Below are 20,169 nucleotides of genomic sequence, written 5' to 3' on the forward strand. Positions count from 1 at the left end.
TTCCGGAGGATACCAATGTAGCAAAAGTTTCGCGCTGAAGCGCGGCTTTTTCGTCTGAAGACGAAGGCTTCAACCAAATCAGGGACAGTGAATTGAAAACACCCTGCCTCACGATCGGAGACAGGGTGCCTTTCACTTTCACGGTCATCGGCGTCCCCGCCTGTACCGTGGGGCTATTCCAAACCCAAAATCGTTTCACTTTCCTTAAATATACCCCGCCGGAGGCATAAAAGTCAGCTAAGCCCCAGCACATCCACCATGTCATATTGGCCCGGCTTTGCGGCACGGGCCCACAGTGCGGCCTTGACCGCACCACGGGCAAAGATCATTCGGTCGCTGGCGATATGGCGCAGGATCAGGCGTTCACCGGGGCCGGCGAAGATCACGTCATGCTCGCCCACCACATCGCCGCCGCGCAGGGCCGCGAAGCCGATCGCGCCCGGTGTGCGCTCTCCGGTTATGCCGTCGCGCGCGCGGTCGGAGACATCCTCCAGCGCCACACCCCGGCCGGCGGCAGCGGCCTCCCCCAGCATCAGGGCGGTGCCCGAGGGCGCATCGACCTTGTGTTTATGGTGCATCTCCACCACCTCAATGTCGAAATCGAGATCGAGCGCCTTGGCCACCCGCTGCGTCAGCACGGTCAGCAGGTTCACGCCGAGTGAGTAATTGCCCGCCTGCACAATCGACGTATGGCGCGCGGCGGCGGCAATCGCGGCGGCATCCTCGGAACTTAGCCCGGTGGTGCCGATCACATGGGCGGCTCCGGCCTGAGCGCACAGCCCGGCATGCTCTACCGTCGGCTTCGGCGCAGTGAAATCGAGCACCGCGCCGGAACGCGCTATCGCCTCAAGCGGGTCATCCTCCACGATCACGCCCAGCGCCGCACCGCCCAGCGCCACGCCCAGATCCTGACCGATCCAGGGGTGGCCCGGGCGCTCCGTCGCGCCCGTCAGCACGGTCGCGTCATTCTCTGCCACGGCCTGCACCAGCATCTGCCCCATCCGGCCCGACACGCCGGTCACCGTGATTTTCACCTGATCCGCCATTGCGGCCTCCCTCATCGTGATTTGCCCCTTCCTAACGGGTCTGACGCCGGGGGAGAAGCCCTGCCCCCTTGACAGCGCGCCATGATCCGCCGATGTGAGCCGCATGGCAAAGAACCGATCCTTCGAGGGCGCAGGCCCTTCCCAACGGCAACTTCGCGTCGGCGAAGTGATCCGGCGTGCGCTGAGCGACATTTTTCTGCGGGGCGAGATTTACGACGACGCGCTCTCGGGCGTGTCGATCACCGTGGGAGAGGTCGTGATGACCAGCGATCTGCGGCTCGCGAAAGTCTATGTCCTGCCCTTGGGCGGTGGCGAGGCAGACACGGTTGTCGCCGCATTGGAGCGGCGCAAGGGAGAAATTCGGCGGCTCGTTAACCGTTCTCTAACCTTGAAGCATTCTCCTGAGCTGACATTCCTCGCGGACAAGACCTTTGACCAAATGGAGCAAACACGGGCATTGTTGGCGCAGGACGCGGTGCGCCGGGATGTGGAGCGGCCCGACGACGAATAGGGGCTGGACGGAAATATGCGCAAATGGGTTCGCAAATTGGTGGATGGCAAACAGCCAGCGACCCGACCCACAGCGTGGCGGCCCGATCCTGATGCGCGAAAGCGGGCCTTCTACACCACGCGCAATTATCCGATCTATTACCTGTCGATCACGAAATGCGGCTCGACCTTTCTCAAGAATGTCTTTTACGCGCTGGATCACAATCATTCGCATCCCGATGGGGAGCACGTGCATGACACCGAACGCGGGCTGATCCGCGCGCGGGATGTGCCGACCGAACAGATCCTGTCGAGCCCCTATATCTTTACCGTGTTGCGCGACCCTAGGGAGCGATTCCTGTCCTTCTATTTCGACAAGATCTATGGCGATGGTCCGCGCAATTTTCCGGCCCTGCGCAGCAGGCTGGAGCGGGAGATTGGGCTCAAACTGGTGCCGGGCCTGACGCCTGAGCATCATGTGGACAATTGCATCCGCCTTGCCGGATGGATCGACAAGAACCTCAAAGGGGCCACGGACGAGCCGATCAACTTTCACTGGCGCCAGCAATCCGCGCGGCTGCGGCGAGTGCGCGAGTTTGACATCGTTCCGCTGACGCTGGATGGGCTGAACTGGCAGTTGCCCGAATTCCTGCGCCCCGTGATCCCCGATCTCGCGGCCCGAATGGAAGCCGTGACAGAGCGCAACCATAGCTCGAAAGAAGGGCGGCCCAAGATTGCCGACACCCCGGAACTGGATGAGGAATTGCGGCGCATCTACGCGCAGGATTATGAGCGCTATATCGCCGCGAAAGAGGCATGGGAGGGGCAGGAAACCTCACGCCGGGGCGTGTCGATCCCAGCGATCATCCCCCATCCGAAGGGGCATGTCCGGGTGTTCGCCAGTCACCGGGCCAAGGTCGCAGCCGTGGCCGCGACCGATGTGGTGGCCGACACGATCTCTGCCCTGTTCGCAACCCTCGACAACACGAACCGGTGGAGCGCATTGGCCGATCTGTCGCCTGAGGAGCTGACCGAATATCGCAGCATCGCCGTGATCCGCGATCCGGTCCGGCGGCTCTTGGACGCCTATGCGCAGCTTGTCGTGCTGAACCGGTCGATGTGGCACCGGCGGGTGGTGGCCACCGTGAATGGCATCGCCCCACGGTTGGAGGACAGCGCGGACACCCATCGCGCCTATTTCTATGAATTCGTGAGCATGGCCCGTCGGCGGCTGCGCCGCGACGGCGATCATGCGGTGATCCAAATCCGGCCCCAATATCCGCTGATTTCCAGCGCGGTTGAGCGTGGCATGACCCTGATCCGGTATCAGGCATTCGCGGACAATCTGCGGTCGCATCTGGAGGCCGATATGCTCGATCTGCTGGCTGATGCCGATCCCGGCTTGGCCCCCGGCAACGCCCTGCCCGACGGAATTGTCACACAAGAGCTTGAAGCCATGATCCGGGCCTTGTACCCGGCGGATGACGCATTGTACCAGCAGGCGCTGGCGGCAGAGACCGCCCCGGCCTGACCAAGGGGACATCATGGGAAAACGTAAATCCGGCCGCCCGGTCAACGGGTGGCTCATCATCGACAAACCCGCCGGGCCGACCTCCACCGCGGTGGTGAACAAGGTGCGCTGGGCGCTTTCGGCGCAAAAAGCGGGGCATTCGGGCACGCTCGACCCGGAGGCGACGGGTATCCTCGCCGTGGCCCTTGGGGAAGCGACGAAAACAGTCCCCTATGTGACCGATGCCGATAAGGCCTACACCTTTACGGTGCGCCTCGGGCAGGCCACCAATACCGACGACGGGGAAGGGCAGGTCATCGCGCAAAGTGACGCCCGCCCCACGGATGACGATATCCGCGCGGCACTGCCGCAGTTTACCGGCGACATCATGCAGGTGCCGCCCCAATTCTCCGCCGTGAAAATCGACGGGGAGCGCGCCTATGCCCGTGCGCGCGCGGGCGAGGATATGGAGATCGCGGCCCGCCCGCTGCATGTCGAAAGCCTCGCGCTGGTGGAGCGGCCCGACGCGGACACCGCCGTGCTGGAGATGGTTTGCGGCAAGGGCGGCTATGTCCGTTCGATTGCGCGTGACCTCGGCGCGGTGCTGGGGTGTCACGCGCATGTGCTGAGCCTGCGCCGCATCTGGTCCGGCCCATTCGAGTTGGAGGACGCGATCCCGTTGTCGCTGGTCGAGGCGTTGGCGAAAGATCCCGCTCTTGATCAACACATCCTTCCCGTTGAGGCGGGCCTCAACGATCTGCCGGAAGTGCAATGCACGCCTGAGGGCGCGGCAAAGCTGTTGAACGGCAATCCCGGCATGGTGTTCGCCGCCGGGGATGTTGAATACGGTGACGAGGCATGGGCCAGCTATGAAGGCCGCGCGATCGCGATCGGGCAGTACCGCGCTGGCGAATTGCACCCCAGCCGGGTGATGCCGACAAACCGGGCCTGACTTTTATGCCTCCGGCGGGAGGTATTTTTGGAAAGGAGAAATTGCAGCGGGTTGCCAGTATGCGCGATCCGGCGCTAACTGCACCGCATGATCGAACGACATCATCAGGATGAGCGGGCTGTATCGTCAGCCGTGTTTTCCGACTGTGAGCAGTACCGTTATACCCTCACCCGCCGTTGGGCGGAGGGGCCGGGGGTGATGTTTTTGATGCTCAACCCGTCCACCGCCGACGAATTTCGCAATGACCCCACCGTGGAGCGGTGCGAGCGGCGGGCGCGGGCCTTGGGCTATGGGGCGTTTCGGGTGTGCAACATCTTTGCCTATCGCGCGACCGATCCAAAGGTGATGCGCGCCGCTGCCGATCCCATCGGGCCGGGCAATGATGCCGCGATCATGGCAGGCTGCGATTGGGCCAAGGCGGTGGTTGCGGCATGGGGCACCCATGGCGCGCATCTGGATCGCGGGCCAGCCGTGGCGGACATGCTGCACCGCGCAGGCATTGAGCCGCTGACGCTGGGCCTATCCAAACACGGGCACCCGAAGCATCCGCTTTATATCGGCTATGCCGTGCAGCCCACCCGCTGGGAGATCGGGGCATGACCCCCGCGCGCGCAGGATTGGTTGCGCTTTTGGGGGTCATCGTGCTGGCCCCCGATGCCTTGTTGATCAAGACCATGGGTCTGCCCGCTCCGGTCATTCTGTTCTGGCGCGGGGTGATGCAATTCGCTGTTGTCACCGGCGCGCTCATCCTCATCAAGCGCGGCCGGTTATGGCCCGAGATGCGCGCGGCGGGTTGGCTTGGCGTTGGGTATTGCGTCACCTTCGGGTTTTCCGCGAGCGGGTTCGTTTTCGCAGCCTCCCACACCACCGTGGCCAATACGCTGTTTCTGGTGGCGACCTCGCCCGTTTGGGCAGCGATCATTGGATGGATTTTTCTGGGAGAGCGGATCACATGGCGGGTGCAACTGACGATCCTTGCCGTGCTGATCGGGATCGGGTTGATCGCGGTTGAAAGTGCCGGGGGCGAAGGGGTCTGGTATGGGGATCTGGCCGCGTTGATCTGCGCGTTCTCGCTCGCGGTGGCGTTGACGATTACACGCGCGGCGAAGGGAGTGTCCTTCGTTCCGATGACCGGCGGCGCGGGGGTCGTGATCGCGTTTTGCGGCATCGCGATGGGCGGCCTTGCCCTGCCGACGCCGGAGGCCCTGCCAAAGCTGCTCTTGATGGGTATGATTATCGTGCCCGTGTCCTTTTCGCTGATCACCATCGCCGCGCGCTATCTGGTGCCAGCAGAGACGAGCCTTATCCTGCTGTTGGAAGCGCCCTTTGGCCTGTTTGTCGTCTGGCTGATGCTGGGGGACGCGCCCGGCCCGCTTGCCCTGCTGGGCGGGATGATCGTTCTGGCAGCGATTGGGGCGCTCAATATCTCCCGTCTGATCCGGACGCGGCGCTCTTTCCAACCCTAGGGCGGAACACCCCTTCCCAAAGCGGGATGATTCGTGCATACACGCGCCGTCGTGCGGGGTGATCCCGATGCGACGCATTGGGTATGGCGACCCTGCTGGACGACATCTCGGCTTGGCCCCTGCCCATTGTTACAAAAACACCCTGTTACAGGAGTATATGCGATGTCGATCACACCCGAGCTGAAAGCACAGCTTATCAAGGATTACGCGACCAAAGAGGGCGACACTGGCTCCCCCGACGTGCAGATCGCGATCCTCACCAGCCGCATCACCACGCTGACCGAGCATTTCAAGAGCCACAAGAAGGACAACCACTCCCGTCGTGGTCTCCTGAAAATGGTCTCTCAGCGCCGGAAGCTGCTGGATTACGTCAAGGCGAAGGACGAGGAGCGGTATAAGTCCCTCATCCAGCGTCTCGGCATCCGCCGCTAAGGCAGGCCAGAATACACGGAACGCGCCCCGCAATGGGCGCGTTTCGCATATCCGGGGGGTGCGCCCGGGCAACCAATCCGCACCAGTCCGAAGGGGCGCGCGACACTTCCCCCAGTTGCGCGTCGGGATGTTCTGAAACGGGGGCGGCGGGCAATGGCCCGACCGAACGCGGCGGATGCCAGGGGGCAGCGTCGTTTGAGAAGGAAGCTATATGTTCAACGAAGTTCGTAAATCCATCGAGTGGGGCGGCGAAACGCTGACGCTCGAAACGGGTAAGGTCGCGCGTCAGGCCGACAGCACCGTGATCGCCACGCTGGGCGAGACCACTGTCATGGCCGCCGTCACCTTTGACAAACAGCCAAAGCCGGGTCTCGATTTCTTCCCGCTGACGGTCCACTACCAAGAGAAATACTATGCCGCGGGTAAAATCCCCGGTGGGTTCTTCAAACGTGAGGCACGCCCCACGGAGAAAGAGACCCTGACCTCCCGTCTGATCGACCGCCCCATTCGCCCGCTCTTTGTGCCGGGTTTCAAGAATGAGACGCAGGTCGTTTGTACCGTTTTGTCCCACGACCTTGAGAACGACCCGGACGTGCTGGCGATGATCGCGGCCTCCGCTGCGCTGACCCTGTCCGGCGCACCGTTCCGCGGGCCGATCGGCTGTGCGCGCGTTGGCTTTTCCAACGGCGAATACACGCTGAACCCGAAAGTGGACGACATGCAGAAGCTGCGGGACAATCCCGAGCAGCGTCTCGACCTTGTCGTTGCGGGCACCAAAGACGCCGTGATGATGGTCGAATCCGAAGCCTATGAGCTGTCGGAAGAAGAAATGCTCGGCGCGGTCGTGTTCGGCCATGAGCAGATGCAGCCTGTGATCGACCTTATCATCTCCATGGCGGAAGAAGCGGCGAACGAGCCGTTCGATTTCACCCCGCCGGATTATTCCGAGCTTTATGGCCGCGTTCAGGCCGCAGGCGAAGAAGCGATGCGCGCTGCTTTCGCGATCCGCGACAAGCAGGAGCGTCAGGCCGCGATTTCCGCCGCGCGTGAGGCCGTCCGCGCGCAGCTCAGCGAAGAAGACCTTGAGGATGCGAACCTCGGATCCTGCTTCAAAAAGCTCGAATCCTCCGTCCTGCGTGGCGATGTGATCAAGACCGGCGTGCGGATCGACGGGCGTAAGCTTGACGACATCCGGGCGATTTCCTGCGAAACCGGCCTTCTGCCCCGCACGCATGGCTCCGCGCTGTTCACCCGTGGTGAAACGCAAGGTCTGGTCGTGACCACGCTGGGCACCGGCGATGATGAGCAGATCATCGACGCGCTGCATGGCGAAAGCCGCGCCAACTTCATGCTGCACTATAACTTCCCGCCCTATTCCGTCGGTGAAACCGGCCGGATGATGGGCCCGGGTCGTCGTGAGATCGGCCACGGGAAGCTCGCATGGCGCGCGCTTCAGGCGGTGCTGCCTTCCGCGACCGATTTCCCCTACACCGTGCGTGTGGTGTCTGAGATCACGGAATCCAACGGCTCCTCCTCCATGGCGTCCGTCTGTGGCGGCTCCCTGTCGATGATGGATGCGGGCGTGCCGCTGAAATCCGCGGTTGCCGGTGTGGCGATGGGCCTGATCCTTGAAGGCGAGGAATTCGCGGTTCTGTCCGATATCCTTGGCGACGAAGATCACCTTGGCGACATGGACTTCAAGGTTGCGGGGACCGAGAACGGCATCACCTCGCTCCAGATGGATATCAAGGTTGCGGGCATCACGCCTGAAATCATGAAAACCGCACTGGAGCAGGCAAAAGGTGGGCGTTTGCACATCCTTGGCGAGATGTCGAAAGCGCTGACCGGTGCGGCTGACTTCTCCGTCCATGCGCCGCGCATCGAGACGATGCAGGTGCCGACCGACAAGATCCGCGAAGTGATCGGCACGGGCGGTAAGGTGATCCGTGAGATCGTCGAAGTGTCCGGCGCGAAGGTCGACATCAACGATGACGGCATCATCAAAATCGCCTCCCCGAACGGCGAAGCGATTGAGAAAGCCCGCGCAATGATCCACGGCATCGTGGCAGAGCCGGAAGAGGGCGCGATCTACACTGGTAAGGTGGTGAAGGTCATGGATTTCGGCGCCTTCGTGAACTTCTTTGGTAAGCGCGACGGCCTCGTCCATGTGTCCCAAATGGCGCAAGAGCGGGTCAACCACCCGTCCGACCTCGTGAAAGAGGGCCAAGAGGTGAAGGTCAAGCTCATGGGCTTTGACGACCGTGGCAAGGTCCGCCTGTCGATGAAAGTCGTCGATCAGGAAACCGGCGAAGAGATCAAGAAAGAGGATTAATCCCCCCTTTCGTGAAACAGGAAAGCCCCGGTGGACACACCGGGGCTTTTTTCATGGGTCTTGCGGGGGCAGGTCGAATTCCTCGCGAAACAGGCGCGCGTTGCGCGTGTTTGCCTTGAACCCAATATCGAACAGATCGCCCGCCAGTGGCACCAGCCCGATCAGCCAGTCGGCGGTCACATTACCCATCATCCGCAGAAGCGTGCGTTTGCGCGCACCCGCCCTCCAAGCCGTGACGGGGATGTAGGCCGACACGGCTAGCGCAAGCGTGTCGCCAATACCGGGCACAAGGCCCAATAGCCCGTCAAGCCCCAGCCGGATGCGCGTGCCCGGCAGCCGCACGGATTGGTCCATCACATGCGCGATGCGCTCCACCCGCGCGGCCTTATCCGGCGTCATTTCTTGGCGATCACCCAGACGGCATGGACGATACCGGGGATATAGCCAAGCAGGGTCAGCAGGATATTCAGCCAGAAATGCTTGCCGATACCGACCTGCAAGAACACGCCCAAAGGCGGCAGAAGGACAGCGATAAGAATGCGGATCAGGTCCATGTCGGAAGCTCCTTTAAAGCAACGTGAGTCACCATACCCAACTGCGGACTCAGATGATTGGTTCCAAATCGGCCCCAAAAGCGGGTGATTTTCACTCTTTATTCACGATTATCCAGATTGCGCGATCAATGCGCGTGCTCCAGCATTTTGGTGTTAACTGAGTAGGAGTACATCCATGTCTAAGTCTGAAGCCCTAGATAAAATGAACGCAGCCGCGCAAGCCAATGGCGCGCCCGCAGGTTGCAACTCGATTACAGCGGACATCGACCTGAAATCTGTTTGGTTCGATGCCAACTGGAACACCAATCCCCCCGCCAATGTCTGCGTGTACGCCTATAACTACAAATGCGTGTTCAACATTTCGACGGATTTGGATCCAGGTGGTCAGGATTTCACGGTTGAAGGCGATGGCACATCCTCGCCAACCTTTGCCCTGCCGACAGGCGCTAAGTCACTCTATATCTCACTGACATCAGCCACGCTTGTCTCAAAAACGCCAGGGCAGACGCATTTGGTCGGCATCTCAATGTGGTAATTGAACCAGCATACTAAAGCGGCACATCCAGAGAAAACGAGACTTCTGCGCCACCCTCAGGGTGGCGCAGCGTGAGGCGCGCGGCATGGAGCATCAGGCGCGGCGCAGGTGGGCCGCCATAGAACCGGTCGCCAAGGATCGGATGACCCATCTCCCGACAATGCACCCTGAGTTGATGTGACCGCCCGGTGAGCGGAAACAGCCGCAGGAGCGTGGTGTCCGCGCCCCGCTCCACCACTTTCCAATCCGTGCGCGCGGGCTTTCCCGTCTCAAAACAGACCTTTTGCAAGGGGCGATTGGGCCAATCCGCGATGAGCGGCAGATCAATGCGCCCTTGATCGCCCGCCACATGGCCCGCGACCCGTGCGATATAGGTTTTGCGCAGATGCCGCCGCTCGAATTGCAGGCCCAGATGACGCTGCGCGGCAGCCGTGCGGGCAAACACCATCACGCCAGACGTGTCCATATCGAGCCGATGCACCAGCAACACACGCGGATCATCCGCCACCAGCCGCGACAAAAGGCAATCGGCATGTGCCGGGTCTTTCCCGGGCACGGAAAGCAGCCCCGCAGGCTTTACCACCACCAGCAGGCTCTCATCGCGATGCAGCACCTCGATGGTGTCCGTGGGCGGATGATAGTCCGGCATGGGGGGCGGTTTCATGGCTTGCCTTTGGCGCGATTTCCCCGTCAGGTATCGCGACAGGAGGCCCCGCGCAACATGCAGACATCAAACACCCGTGCAGGCATCCTTCTGATGATCGCCACCACTTTCGTGTTTGCAGCCCAAGACGGGATCAGCCGGCACCTCGCGTCTGAGTATAACGTCTATATGGTGGTGATGATCCGCTACTGGTTTTTCGCGCTGTTCGTATTGACGATTGCGGCGCGTCAGGGTGGCGTGCGCGCGGTTGCCCGGACCGAACAGCCGGTGTTGCAGATCTTTCGCGGTATCCTGCTGGTGGCGGAGATTTGCGTGATGGTGACCGCGTTTACGCTCCTCGGCCTGACGGAAAGCCATGCGATTTTCGCAGCCTACCCCCTTCTGATCGCTGCCCTCTCCGGCCCCGTTCTGGGGGAGCAGGTGGGTTGGCGCCGCTGGGCGGCGATTGGCGTTGGGTTCATCGGTGTGCTGATCATCCTGCGCCCGGGGTTCAAGGTGTTCAGCCCCGAAGCGCTCGTGCCCCTTTTGGCTGCGTTAATGTTCGCACTTTACGGTCTGTTGACCCGCTATGCCGCGATCAAGGACAGCGCGCGCACCAGCTTTTTCTATACGGGGATCGCGGGGGCTGTTGGCATCAGCTTTGTCGGGCCGTTCTTTTGGGAGCCGATGACCGGCCCGGATTGGGCATGGATGGGGCTGTTATGCCTCACCGGTGCGTTCGGGCATTGGCTGTTGATCAAGACCTATGAGACGGCAGAGGCAGGCGTTGTCCAACCCTTCGCCTATTTCCAACTGGTGTTTGCGGCATCCATGGGCCTGACCCTGTTTGGCGAAACGGTCGATGCCTATACCGTGATCGGGGCCGCGATCATCGTGGGCGCGGGCATTTACACTGTGGTCAGAGAACGGCGCGTGCGGTAGCGCGCAGCCCTTCGCGGTTAGGGCCTCGCACTTCAGGCGGCGCACCGGCGAAAGAGACCACGCCATTCTCTGCCGCGCGTGAGACCATCGAAAAAATCACGGGCGGTGATCGCGATTGTCGATAAGGCGCGCATTTTCTAACGCAATCACGCTTTGCGCCGCGAACATCTGCGCCGTCCGAAGGGCGTCATCTGAGAATGGACGCACTGATTGCCGATAGACCGTGAATGCCCCAACAAGCCGATCCGCCGCCAGCATCGGGATCGCAACAAAGGACCGCGCACCGCCCAGATCAGCCGTGGCGAACCGGAGCGGATCGTCACTCCGGTAAAGCGCCTCGGACTTTACATCAATGATGTTCACCACAGCGCGTTGCCTGACCATCCGGCCCAGCCCTGTCTGATCCCCCGCGCTGAACGTGCCGCTATCATCCAGCCACGCCTGAAAGGGGCTCGGAATACCCAGTGTAAAGCGTGCCCGAAACCGCCCCTGACCGTGATGTTCAAACAGAATACCGAATTCAGCATCACACAGATCAAGCGCATACCGTAAGATCGCAGGCATCACGCGGTTCAGATCGCCATGCGACGCGCCGATGATGCGCAACACTTCGCTCAGCGCCTTTTCGCGGCTCAAAGCCTCCTCAAGGCTGAGTGCAAGTTCTGAGATAATGGCCGCATGATCCTCGTGACTGCGCGGGGCCGCGATCCCATCGGAAAGTCGTTTGGCCAGTTCGACTTTGGACGACACTTCAAGCTTGCGATAGATCGTGGCGAGATGGGTGCGCACGGTGGACGGCGCGATATGCAACTCAGCCGAAATCTCCTGATAACTGCGACCTTCGGCATAGCGCTCGGCAATCTGTCGCTCTCTAGGGCTGAGATCGGTGTCGTTGAGCATCGGCGAACGTCCATCTGTCATGCACCATCCACGTTACCAAACGCCAAAAGCAGAACAATCCTGCAAATGCAGTAGCCAGATACGGCACGGGAGATGCCAGTTTACTGCATCTGCCGGATGGGCCGGGATGTGCCACCTGCCTAAGCTTCAGTTCGGTCACCTCGGATCAGGATTATCGACATGATAGCATTTGGCATGGATGGGAGTGCGGTGACGGTCACCGCGCGTTTCACCCAACCGGGACAGGGCGGGATGGCAAGGCCACGCAGCCAAATGGTAGTGTCAGACGATGCCCGGGGCCTGCGCTTCGATTGTGGCGAGAGCATCAAGATGTCCAACAGATTGACCAATGCGCGAGCATGGCAACGGCGGGGCAGATCGTGATGCGCTGGCGGATTCTTTCACTGTTGTTTTTGGCCCGCGTCGGCATGGGCCTTCAGTTCCAGACGCTGGCCTCCGTCGGTGACGATTTGATCGTTGCTTTCGGACTTGATTACACAAGCATTGGCCTGCTGATCGGGTTGTTCATGGCACCGGGCGTGGTTTTGGCGCTCCCGGCTGGATACCTCGGAAGGCTCATCTCAGATCGTGAGATGGCGGTCTTGGGGCTTGTGGCGCTGGCGGCTGGAGGGCTGATCTCTGCTTTTGCGGGGGGCGGTACGGGCGTTGGCGCGGGGCGCATGATTGCGGGGATCGGATTTCTCATCATCAACCTCTATTTCACCAAGATGGTGGCTGACTGGTTCGACGGGCGTGAAATCGCAACGGCCATGAGCATTCTGGTGATGTCATGGCCTTTCGGCATCGCCATGGGTCAGGTGGGCCATGCGTGGCTGGCAGAGGTTTATGACTGGCGCCTGCCCTTTCAGGTCGCATCCCTGTATTGCGCGTTGGCCGCAGCCGCCGTCTTTTTCCTTTACCGCGCGCCCGATGACCTGCCTGCGGTCACATCCGGTCGCGCCGCACGGTTGACCGGTCAGGAATGGCGTTTGATCTTTAGCGCGGGCGCGGCCTGGGGCGTCTTTAATGCGGCTTATGTGACCTATCTGTCCTTCGGGCCAAAAGTGTTGGAAGCCCTTGGTCAGACGGCGATTGCCGCTGCGGGCATAATCAGCGTTGGCAGTTGGCTGATGATTGGCTCTGGAGCGGCGTGTGGGCAGATCGTGGACCGGTTTGGGCGTCGCACCCTTGTCCTGTCGGTGTGTATGGTGGGCGCTGTAGCTGCGCTGTGGCTGCTGAGCTATCCCGGCGCGGGGCTGGCCGCTAGTCTGCTTTTCGGACTGGTCGGGATGGCACCCGCTGGGGTCATCATGGCATTGGCCGGTCTGGCGCTCAGGCCAGAGGTGCGCGCCTTTGGCATGGGGGTTTTCTTCACGGTTTACTACGCCATCATGCTGGCCACACCACCCACAGCCGGCGCGATACTGGATGCAACCGGAAAGCCTCAAGGCCCGATCTGGCTTGCCATGCTCCTGTTCGCGAGCGTCGTGCCCTTGGCGCTCGCGTTTCAGGTCATCAAATCACGGCCACAGGGCCGCCCAGACTAAATGAGACAACCGGCACTTAATCAGGCGGCACGATACCGCCGCGGCCAATAGCCCGTCTTGCTCAGCCCCGCGTGATATCCGCGTTGATCTGCAACGGCACGGCCTGACCGGTCAGCCGTTGGCGGTAGACATGCATCCCTTCCACCACGCGCTGCACATAATTGCGGGTCTCGTTGAAGGGGATCGTTTCGATCCAGTCGATCACCTCATCGGGGCTCATGCGGCGCGGATCGCCGTAACGCTCCATCCATTGATAGGCCCGGCTGCGCCCCGCGTTGTAGCCAATCGCGGACAACACGATGGAGCCGCGAAATTCATCCAGCAGATCGCCCAGATAATCGGACCCGAGCGTCGCGTTATATTGCCAGTCCTCCGTCAGGCGGCTCTCGGCATAGGGCAATCCCAACCGCCGGGAGATACCCTGCGCGGTTGCGGGCATCACCTGCATCAGGCCGCGTGCGCCCGCATGGCTGATGGCCTCCGGGTTCAACTCGCTTTCCTGCCGGGCGAGGGATTTGACGATCTCCACCGGGACACGGGATTGGAACGAGGCAAGCTCCGTCACCGGATAGGCCGTGTTTGGAAAGACCAAGCCGTCCCCCGCTGCCTGCTTTGACAGGCGCACGGCGGTGTCTGCCCGGCCAAACTGGTCAATCGCATATTGCGCGAGCAATTCCTGCTCCGCCGGGTTTTGCAGGTCAAGTGCTATGCGGGTCAGGAACAATTCCGCCGTGATCCAGTCGCCGCCCTGATGGGCCAGATTGGCGAGGTGCAGCAGCGGGGAGCCGACGAAGGACGCGCCTTGCCAGTTCACCCCCTGTCGGGTGCCGATGATGCTCGTGTCAACAGCGATACCGCCACGCTCTGCTGCCAACTGGCCATAGAACGTGGTCTGGTGTTGCCCGGCGAGCGCGTACATCTCCCGCGCGGCGGTGGTGCGGCCCCGCGCCTCCTCCGCGCGGCCCAGCCAATAGGCCCCGCGCGCGACGGAGATCGGCGTCTCCACCATGCTCAGGAACCGCTCAAAATGGGGGATCGCGCGATCCGGCTGGCGGAATTTGCGTAGCTGCACCCAGCCCGCGAACCATTCCATATCCGCCCGGCCATAGCCCACAGTCATGTGGTGATTGGCAGCAAGCCGGTAGGCATCCGTGATGTCGCCCGACCGCATCGCACTGCGCGCGAGCGAGCGGCGGCGATCCCCCCATGCCTCCGGTCGGCCAAGCGTCGCGGCACTCTCCGATGAGGCCAGCACCATTTCCCGCGCGCCGTCCCAATTGCCCTTGCGCATCCGCCAAACCATCCGATCATGGGCAAGGCCGGGGTCAGATTGCAGCGCGGCGGGAATACGGTCGATGAGCGCGTTCACGCCATTCTCCGTCCGGCGCAACGAAATGCGCGCGGTGGCAAGTGCGCGGTAATCGGGGCTGAGAAGCGGCAGCATCGCCTCCGCATCGCGCATCTGCCCTTCCCAGATCAGGTGATCGGTGCGCGCCCAGTGGTGGGTTTGCAGCACCGTGCCCCATTGCGAAAGGATGGCGCTTTTCTCCTCGGCATCGAGCGACAGGGTGCGCCACGCAGCCGTGATCGTGTCGCGGGCCTGATCGGTCTGGCCAAGGGCTGCCTGCGCATTGGCCAAACGCAACGCACCGTTGCCGGTCGCGGGTGCGTCGCCCTCGAAATAAGCGGTGACGACGACCGGGTGTTCCCCGGCGGGCAATTGCCGCTCGCCCTCTCGGCGCAGGCGGGAAAGGCCGGGCCAATCGGGATGGGTGGAGAGAAAGTCGATATATTCCCACCACGCACCCTGCCCGTCCCGCAGGCGGTGCCATTGGATCAGATCCACGGCCGCCGGATCATTGAGCCGCTCTGCCAATGTGAACGCGCTTACCCAATCGCTGTCATCCACCGCCTCAAAGGCGAGGGTAAGGACCGGGGAAGGGGGCAATTCGGCCCGCGCTGGTCCGCTGGCGCCCGTCACGATCAGGGCGCACAGCCCTGCAATCCATGCTCTGCCGCGCATGATCTCTCCTGCTCTGTCATTCTGATGTGTTTTCTTTTCAGCTTAACATAGCTGCGCGCTTACGTCTTTGGTCACATGCTTGCCGCCGGATCAATTCGGCGCTAGGTTCCGCGCGTTTTCCATGGGCCGCAGTCCGGCCCCAACCCGTAGAAAGGCTTTGCCATGTTTAGAGGTTCCATGCCCGCGCTCGCCACACCGTTTCTGGACGGAAAAGTGGATGAGAAGGCGCTGAAACACCTCGTAAACTGGCAGATCGAAGAAGGATCGCACGGGCTGGTGCCGATGGGCACGACCGGGGAATCCCCGACCGTGAGCCATGACGAGCATGACCGTGTGGTTGAGATTGTCGTTCAGGAGGCCGCCGGCCGTGTGCCCGTGATCGCGGGCGCGGGCTCGAACAACACCGCCGAGTCGATCCGCCTGGCCCAGCACGCGGAAAAAGTGGGCGCGGATGCGATCCTCGTCGTCACACCCTACTACAACAAGCCGACCCAGCGCGGCCTGATCGCCCATTACACGGCGATCCATGACGCGTGCAATCTGCCGATCTTCATCTACAATATCCCGCCCCGTTCCGTGATCGACATGACCCCGGCAACGATGGGTGAGTTGGCGAAGCTGCCGCGCATCGCAGGGGTGAAGGATGCAACCGCCGACATCGCCCGCGTGTCCGAACAGCGCGCGGCCTGCGGCAAGGATTTCCTCCAATTCTCGGCAGAGGATGCAAGTGCGCTTGGCTTTAACGCGCATGGCGGGATCGGCTGCATTTCGGTGACCGCGAATGTCGCCCCGCGCCTGTGTGCGGAATTCCAGAACGCGATGCACGCGGGCGATTGGGCGCTGGCGCTCGACTATCAGGACCGGATGATGCCGCTGCATACTGCAATCTTCATGGAGCCGGGCGTCGTGGGCGTGAAATACGCGCTGTCGCGCCTCGGGCTATGCTCCGGCGAACTGCGCCTCCCGCTGGTCGAAGCATCCGATGAGACGAAAGCCGCGATTGATGCGGCGCTGAAATCGCTCGATCTGATCTAAGGGCGCCAAACGCTCAGGAAATTGAATGGACCGCCTCACCAGAGCCGGTCCATTTTCGTCTGAAAGGGGCGCAATGGTCAGGCACGCAATGCGGTTATTCACCTTCGTCCAAGCGGTGATTCTGATCACATGCGCCCCGCTTGCAGCCCATGCCGAACCCGTGCGTGACGCCATCCATCGCATTGAGCGGGACTTGGGCGCGCGGGTTGGATTTTATATGCGCGATGTGGAAAGCGGTGAGGTGATCACCCACGCCGCCGATGATCGGTTTCCACTCAACAGCACGTTCAAACTTCTGGCGTGTGGTGCTGCATTGCACAGCGTGACCAAGGGCGATGCGCGCCTGACGGATACGGTTCAGCTCGATGAGATCGAGATCGTATCCTATTCCCCCGCGGTGCAGGCCCATATGGCAGTAGGCAATGGCACCCTATCCCTTGACGATGCGTGCCGCATGACCCTTTCGGTCAGCGACAACACCGCTGCGAATGTCGTGTTGTCAAAGATCGGCGGCCCTGCCGGTTTGACCGCCTATCTCAGATCAATCGGGGACGCGGTCACGCGACTGGACCGGATGGAGCCGGATCTGAACGCCGCCCGACCGGGTGATCCGCGCGACACGACCACACCGCGCGCGATTGCCAATTCCGTGGAACACCTGCTGCTTGGGGAGGGACTGCCCGCGCCCTCTCGCGCCATTTTGCGTGGATGGCTTGCCCAACATAGCGTGGCAGATGACCTGTTTCGCGCAGCCCTTCCCCCGGACTGGGCGATTGAGGATCGCACTGGCGCGGGCGGGTATGGATCACGGTCCATCGTCGCGGTGCTTTATCCTCCCCAAAGACAGCCCATCATTGCTGCCCTTTTCATCACGGAGACCGACGCGTCCTTCCCTCGGCGCAATGCAGCGATTGCGGAGGTTGGCGCGGCGATTGTTGCACGCACCCGCCCCTAGCTGTCAGCGCATTTCAAGTGACGACGGGCGTTAAACCGCCCGCGTCTCTGGCTCCTGCTCAATCGCGGAAAGGCGACGGCCCTCAATCTCTGCCTCGAACGCGGCAAGGCGTTTGTGGATGGAGATCAGATCAATGATCGTCGGCCATGAATTCACAAGGAACTGGAAGGAGTTTTCCACCCGGCCAAACGCGTTCAGGATCTGCTGGAACAGGCCAAACGTCACGCCAGCGGCCACAATCGTCGGTCCCATCGCGAACATCGGGATAAGGTTGCCGATTTGCAGATAGGTGATCCGAATGACGTTGAAATAGGTGTATTCCAGATAGAGCCTGAAATAGTTGCGCCGGACATTACCGAACAATTCGCCCAAGGTCAGCGGCTGCGCGCGGTCCATGTAATCCTCGCCCAGCACCAATTCCTTACGATAAGCCGCCTCGACCCGCTGGTTGCGGAATTCCAGCCCCGGCAAGCGGTACCCTGCGAGCGCCATCAGACCCGTGCCGAACACGGACCACAGGATCGCCACGATCACCAGCGCCTGCGGCACTTCCCCCAGAAGCGGAATTTCGGAGACGTAAACAGACAGCCCCCACAGGATCGGCAGGAACGCGATCAGCGTCATCACACTGTCGATCACGCTCACGCCGAGGCTTTGCAGGATGGAGGAAAACCGCTGCGTGTCCTCCTGAATACGCTGGGACGCACCCTCAATATCACGGACTTCTTCCCACATACCCGTGTAGCGGTCATTCATCGCCGTGCGCCAACGGAACACATAGTGGCTGGTGAAAAAGAGCTTCATCACCACGAGGATCACATACGGCAAGGCAACCATCAGGAAGGTTGCCAATTGCCCGTAATATTCGCCCAGTGTGACGGCCCCTTCCTCCGCCAGCGCGACCTGAATGAGGTCAAAGAAATCGCGATACCACGCGTTGAAAAACACATCGAGCTGGACCTGAAACCACGTCACAAAGATGATCAAGGCAGACCCGGCAATGGACCATCTGGCCCATTTGTGATCAGAGATTTTCAGCCAGATCAGCGTGAACAGCGTGTAGCAGGTCAGCACATACTGGTAGAGCCAGAAGGATTGCGCGCCCGATTGCGCCTCCTCGAATATCGCGGCGGTCTCCTCATCCGCGCCTTCGGTCAGCGGGATCGGGAAATCCCACCCGAGGATCTGGCCGATGCTGAATGTGCCGCCCATATCCTTGAGCGGGATCAGATACCAGCCCAGCACACAAATCAGCGCATAGATGGTCGCGGATAGAACCAGCAGCTTTGGCCGCGGGAAAAAACTCTCAAACACGAAATGGCCCCCTGTCGAACCTTATTTTGTTAAAGGTTACCATGATGCAGTCAGCGTCAGGTTCAACCCTTATCTTTGCGGGCCTGTTTCGCGATGGCGATCAATTTGGGGTGAAGCTCCTCCGGTTTGGTGAGCCTGCGATCAAACCAGAGCCGTTCGGTGATGGACCCCGCGTGCAGGTCGATCCCGTCCGGATCAAGTCCCGCGATCCGCCATGGCGCGGGAGAGGCGCCTGCGCATTCGGCATAAAGCTGCACGGCGTCGGGATGATCGCTGTTCATATGCGCCACGGCCTCCGGCTCCAACGCCGCCCAACCCTCTGGCACCGGGGTCAGCACGTCGTCGGCCGCGAGCGCATAGGCCTTGCCAAACCCGCCATTGAGCGAAGCCCGCTCCGGCATCAGCCGCCAGAACGCGAAATCCCCGAAATCGGCATAAAGTGCGGCCTTGGGCTGATAGGACAGGAAGCGCGCGCGAATGTCCTTTCGGGGTGCGATCACGGCATTGCACACAAGCGTGACCCGGGGATGGGCCAGCGGATCGCCCCGCCCCGGCTCCCCCAGCATCAACGAACAGCGGGTGTCCTGCTCCAGCGCGCCGAAATGGGCGGAAAGCTGCGAAATCAGGATCACCGGCGCGCCAGAGTAATCCGTGGCAATGCTCACACGGGAGGCCAGCGGCACGCCCGTCTCCGGCTCCAGCACCGCGAGCGATCCATAGCTCGCACGCCGCATCAAATTCTGCGCAAGCCTGCGGGCCTCATCGTCTGTTTTGCGCAGCACATCCTTCTTGGTCATTCCAAACCCCCACTGGACAGACACAGTGCCAGAGCATACATCCCCAACGTCATGGCCGCCAATAAATCAGATACCAATTCCAAAACTGTCGCCGAAAACCGCAAGGCCCGGCACCAGTATTTCATTGAGGACACTTTGGACGCGGGCATCGTGCTCGAAGGGTCCGAAGTGAAATCCCTGCGCGTGGGCGGGGCGAATATCGCTGAAAGCTATGCCAGCGTCGAGGATGGCGAATTGTGGCTCATCAACGGCTATATCGCGCCCTACAAACAAGCCAAAACCTTCGCCCATGAGGAAAAGCGCCGTCGCAAACTGCTTGTCACCAAGCGGGAGTTGTCAAAGCTCTGGCAGGCGACTGGGCGAGAGGGGATCACGATCGTGCCCCTGAGTCTCTATTTCAACGGGAAGGGCATCGCGAAGCTCAAACTCGGCCTCGCCAAGGGTAAGAAGATGGCCGACAAGCGCGACACCGAGAAGAAGCGCGACTGGGATCGGCAAAAGGCCCGCATCCTGCGCGAACGGGGGTGAACGATTTTCCGAGTACCCGGAAAATCGTGGCCTCCGGCGGGGACTATTTGAAGAAAGTGAACCACTACCGACTTACGTCGGTAGCATCTGGGCTGTGCGTCGCGAGGTACTGAAGTACCAGGTCATTCGTGACATTCCCGCTGGTCGTGCAGAAATACCCGCGGGCCCA

Annotated in this window: 21 protein-coding genes and 1 pseudogene; 13 read left to right on the forward strand and 9 right to left on the reverse strand. The window is 61.4% G+C overall.

All coding sequences use genetic code 11. The annotated features are described in order from the left end of the window. Positions 1–233 precede the first annotated feature (233 nt). Positions 234–1,046: a 4-hydroxy-tetrahydrodipicolinate reductase gene (dapB, locus tag FHS89_RS15920; protein ID WP_184013139.1), complete on the reverse strand. Its 813-nt coding sequence runs from the start codon at positions 1,044–1,046 to the stop codon at positions 234–236. Between the two features lie 103 nt (positions 1,047–1,149). Between dapB and rbfA the strand changes: the two genes are divergently transcribed. The 7 genes from rbfA to pnp all read left to right on the forward strand — a co-directional run bounded on the left by rbfA (position 1,150) and on the right by pnp (position 8,227). Next, a complete protein-coding gene (gene rbfA / locus FHS89_RS15925) occupies positions 1,150–1,557 on the forward strand; it encodes a 30S ribosome-binding factor RbfA (RefSeq protein ID WP_184013122.1) in 408 nt (135 codons plus the stop codon). A 15-nt stretch (positions 1,558–1,572) separates the two neighbouring features. Continuing rightward, positions 1,573–3,066 carry a sulfotransferase family 2 domain-containing protein gene (locus tag FHS89_RS15930; RefSeq protein WP_184013123.1) on the forward strand — a complete coding sequence of 498 codons (1,494 nt, stop codon included), beginning with the start codon at positions 1,573–1,575 and terminating at the stop codon, positions 3,064–3,066. 13 nt (positions 3,067–3,079) lie between these two features. Further along, the gene (gene truB / locus FHS89_RS15935) at positions 3,080–3,997 is read left to right on the forward strand and encodes a tRNA pseudouridine(55) synthase TruB (RefSeq protein WP_184013124.1); all 918 of its coding nucleotides are present in this window, start codon (positions 3,080–3,082) and stop codon (positions 3,995–3,997) included. 87 nt (positions 3,998–4,084) lie between these two features. Continuing rightward, complete coding sequence (locus FHS89_RS15940) at positions 4,085–4,597, forward strand: DUF1643 domain-containing protein (RefSeq protein WP_184013125.1); 513 nt, start codon at positions 4,085–4,087, stop codon at positions 4,595–4,597. Further along, positions 4,594–5,463, forward strand: coding sequence for a DMT family transporter (locus FHS89_RS15945; RefSeq protein WP_184013126.1), 870 nt, complete (start codon positions 4,594–4,596; stop codon positions 5,461–5,463). The genes FHS89_RS15940 and FHS89_RS15945 overlap by 4 nt, the downstream gene beginning before the upstream one ends. A gap of 162 nt (positions 5,464–5,625) precedes the next feature. Next, on the forward strand, positions 5,626–5,895 hold the full coding sequence (gene rpsO / locus FHS89_RS15950; RefSeq protein WP_184013127.1) for a 30S ribosomal protein S15: 270 nt from the start codon (positions 5,626–5,628) through the stop codon (positions 5,893–5,895). A 211-nt stretch (positions 5,896–6,106) separates the two neighbouring features. After that, complete coding sequence (gene pnp / locus FHS89_RS15955; protein WP_184013128.1) at positions 6,107–8,227, forward strand: polyribonucleotide nucleotidyltransferase; 2,121 nt, start codon at positions 6,107–6,109, stop codon at positions 8,225–8,227. A 51-nt stretch (positions 8,228–8,278) separates the two neighbouring features. Here pnp and FHS89_RS15960 read toward each other — a convergent pair whose 3' ends face one another. Together FHS89_RS15960 and FHS89_RS15965 are read right to left on the reverse strand one after the other, a co-directional pair. Continuing rightward, on the reverse strand, positions 8,279–8,626 hold the full coding sequence (locus FHS89_RS15960) for a DUF4112 domain-containing protein (RefSeq protein WP_184013129.1): 348 nt from the start codon (positions 8,624–8,626) through the stop codon (positions 8,279–8,281). Beyond that, positions 8,623–8,781, reverse strand: a complete 159-nt coding sequence (locus tag FHS89_RS15965) for a YqaE/Pmp3 family membrane protein (protein ID WP_184013130.1) — start codon at positions 8,779–8,781, stop codon at positions 8,623–8,625. Before FHS89_RS15965 ends, FHS89_RS15960 begins: the two co-directional genes overlap by 4 nt. A 175-nt stretch (positions 8,782–8,956) precedes the next feature. Here FHS89_RS15965 and FHS89_RS15970 point away from each other — a divergent pair, with 175 nt between their 5' ends. After that, entirely contained in the window at positions 8,957–9,316 is a 360-nt protein-coding gene (locus FHS89_RS15970; protein WP_184013131.1) for a hypothetical protein, read from the forward strand. 13 nt (positions 9,317–9,329) lie between these two features. Here the strand turns inward: FHS89_RS15970 and FHS89_RS15975 are convergent, their stop codons facing one another. Next, entirely contained in the window at positions 9,330–9,980 is a 651-nt protein-coding gene (locus FHS89_RS15975; protein ID WP_425502820.1) for a pseudouridine synthase, read from the reverse strand. A 57-nt stretch (positions 9,981–10,037) separates the two neighbouring features. Between FHS89_RS15975 and FHS89_RS15980 the strand changes: the two genes are divergently transcribed. Further along, positions 10,038–10,901: a DMT family transporter gene (locus FHS89_RS15980; protein ID WP_184013132.1), complete on the forward strand. Its 864-nt coding sequence runs from the start codon at positions 10,038–10,040 to the stop codon at positions 10,899–10,901. 96 nt (positions 10,902–10,997) lie between these two features. Here FHS89_RS15980 and FHS89_RS15985 read toward each other — a convergent pair whose 3' ends face one another. After that, positions 10,998–11,822 (reverse strand): LuxR C-terminal-related transcriptional regulator, encoded by an 825-nt coding sequence (locus FHS89_RS15985; protein WP_246413995.1) that lies wholly within the window; start codon positions 11,820–11,822, stop codon positions 10,998–11,000. 338 nt (positions 11,823–12,160) lie between these two features. Here FHS89_RS15985 and FHS89_RS15990 point away from each other — a divergent pair, with 338 nt between their 5' ends. Next, the gene (locus FHS89_RS15990) at positions 12,161–13,348 is read left to right on the forward strand and encodes an MFS transporter (protein ID WP_246413997.1); all 1,188 of its coding nucleotides are present in this window, start codon (positions 12,161–12,163) and stop codon (positions 13,346–13,348) included. A 61-nt stretch (positions 13,349–13,409) separates the two neighbouring features. Here FHS89_RS15990 and FHS89_RS15995 read toward each other — a convergent pair whose 3' ends face one another. Further along, on the reverse strand, positions 13,410–15,371 hold the full coding sequence (locus FHS89_RS15995) for a lytic transglycosylase domain-containing protein (protein ID WP_184013133.1): 1,962 nt from the start codon (positions 15,369–15,371) through the stop codon (positions 13,410–13,412). Positions 15,372–15,533: 162 nt separating this feature from the next. On the opposite strand from FHS89_RS15995, the gene dapA reads away from it, so the two are divergent. Beyond that, positions 15,534–16,406 carry a 4-hydroxy-tetrahydrodipicolinate synthase gene (dapA, locus tag FHS89_RS16000; protein ID WP_184013134.1) on the forward strand — a complete coding sequence of 291 codons (873 nt, stop codon included), beginning with the start codon at positions 15,534–15,536 and terminating at the stop codon, positions 16,404–16,406. Between the two features lie 115 nt (positions 16,407–16,521). Further along, the gene (gene bla / locus FHS89_RS16005) at positions 16,522–17,361 is read left to right on the forward strand and encodes a class A beta-lactamase (RefSeq protein WP_221229463.1); all 840 of its coding nucleotides are present in this window, start codon (positions 16,522–16,524) and stop codon (positions 17,359–17,361) included. Between the two features lie 30 nt (positions 17,362–17,391). Here bla and sbmA read toward each other — a convergent pair whose 3' ends face one another. Further along, entirely contained in the window at positions 17,392–18,675 is a 1,284-nt protein-coding gene (gene sbmA / locus FHS89_RS16010; protein ID WP_184013136.1) for a peptide antibiotic transporter SbmA, read from the reverse strand. A gap of 62 nt (positions 18,676–18,737) precedes the next feature. Then, positions 18,738–19,472, reverse strand: coding sequence for a HugZ family pyridoxamine 5'-phosphate oxidase (locus FHS89_RS16015; protein WP_184013137.1), 735 nt, complete (start codon positions 19,470–19,472; stop codon positions 18,738–18,740). Between the two features lie 51 nt (positions 19,473–19,523). Here FHS89_RS16015 and smpB point away from each other — a divergent pair, with 51 nt between their 5' ends. Further along, the gene (gene smpB / locus FHS89_RS16020; RefSeq protein WP_184013138.1) at positions 19,524–20,000 is read left to right on the forward strand and encodes an SsrA-binding protein SmpB; all 477 of its coding nucleotides are present in this window, start codon (positions 19,524–19,526) and stop codon (positions 19,998–20,000) included. A 64-nt stretch (positions 20,001–20,064) separates the two neighbouring features. On the opposite strand, the pseudogene FHS89_RS16495 reads toward smpB, so the two are convergent. Next, positions 20,065–20,169, reverse strand: a pseudogene (locus FHS89_RS16495) (IS200/IS605 family transposase); the annotation flags it as partial.

Origin of the sequence: Rubricella aquisinus (assembly GCF_014199445.1) — a bacterium.
Classification (GTDB): Bacteria; Pseudomonadota; Alphaproteobacteria; order Rhodobacterales; family Rhodobacteraceae; genus Rubricella; species Rubricella aquisinus.

Excerpts from the sequence above, each read along its gene's own strand:
- FHS89_RS15970 (WP_184013131.1), top strand. The coding sequence starts at position 8,957 with ATGTCTAAGTCTGAAGCCCTAGATAAAATGAACGCAGCCGCGCAAGCC.
- FHS89_RS15995 (WP_184013133.1), bottom strand. The coding sequence starts at position 15,371 with ATGCGCGGCAGAGCATGGATTGCAGGGCTGTGCGCCCTGATCGTGACG.
- pnp (WP_184013128.1), top strand. The coding sequence starts at position 6,107 with ATGTTCAACGAAGTTCGTAAATCCATCGAGTGGGGCGGCGAAACGCTG.
- dapB (WP_184013139.1), bottom strand. The coding sequence starts at position 1,046 with ATGGCGGATCAGGTGAAAATCACGGTGACCGGCGTGTCGGGCCGGATG.
- rbfA (WP_184013122.1), top strand. The coding sequence starts at position 1,150 with ATGGCAAAGAACCGATCCTTCGAGGGCGCAGGCCCTTCCCAACGGCAA.
- FHS89_RS15940 (WP_184013125.1), top strand. The coding sequence starts at position 4,085 with ATGATCGAACGACATCATCAGGATGAGCGGGCTGTATCGTCAGCCGTG.
- dapA (WP_184013134.1), top strand. The coding sequence starts at position 15,534 with ATGTTTAGAGGTTCCATGCCCGCGCTCGCCACACCGTTTCTGGACGGA.
- FHS89_RS15960 (WP_184013129.1), bottom strand. The coding sequence starts at position 8,626 with ATGACGCCGGATAAGGCCGCGCGGGTGGAGCGCATCGCGCATGTGATG.
- FHS89_RS15945 (WP_184013126.1), top strand. The coding sequence starts at position 4,594 with ATGACCCCCGCGCGCGCAGGATTGGTTGCGCTTTTGGGGGTCATCGTG.
- rpsO (WP_184013127.1), top strand. The coding sequence starts at position 5,626 with ATGTCGATCACACCCGAGCTGAAAGCACAGCTTATCAAGGATTACGCG.
- FHS89_RS15930 (WP_184013123.1), top strand. The coding sequence starts at position 1,573 with ATGCGCAAATGGGTTCGCAAATTGGTGGATGGCAAACAGCCAGCGACC.
- FHS89_RS16015 (WP_184013137.1), bottom strand. The coding sequence starts at position 19,472 with ATGACCAAGAAGGATGTGCTGCGCAAAACAGACGATGAGGCCCGCAGG.
- FHS89_RS15975 (WP_425502820.1), bottom strand. The coding sequence starts at position 9,980 with ATGAAACCGCCCCCCATGCCGGACTATCATCCGCCCACGGACACCATC.
- FHS89_RS15990 (WP_246413997.1), top strand. The coding sequence starts at position 12,161 with ATGGCAACGGCGGGGCAGATCGTGATGCGCTGGCGGATTCTTTCACTG.
- truB (WP_184013124.1), top strand. The coding sequence starts at position 3,080 with ATGGGAAAACGTAAATCCGGCCGCCCGGTCAACGGGTGGCTCATCATC.
- FHS89_RS15965 (WP_184013130.1), bottom strand. The coding sequence starts at position 8,781 with ATGGACCTGATCCGCATTCTTATCGCTGTCCTTCTGCCGCCTTTGGGC.
- FHS89_RS15980 (WP_184013132.1), top strand. The coding sequence starts at position 10,038 with ATGCAGACATCAAACACCCGTGCAGGCATCCTTCTGATGATCGCCACC.
- smpB (WP_184013138.1), top strand. The coding sequence starts at position 19,524 with ATGGCCGCCAATAAATCAGATACCAATTCCAAAACTGTCGCCGAAAAC.
- FHS89_RS15985 (WP_246413995.1), bottom strand. The coding sequence starts at position 11,822 with ATGACAGATGGACGTTCGCCGATGCTCAACGACACCGATCTCAGCCCT.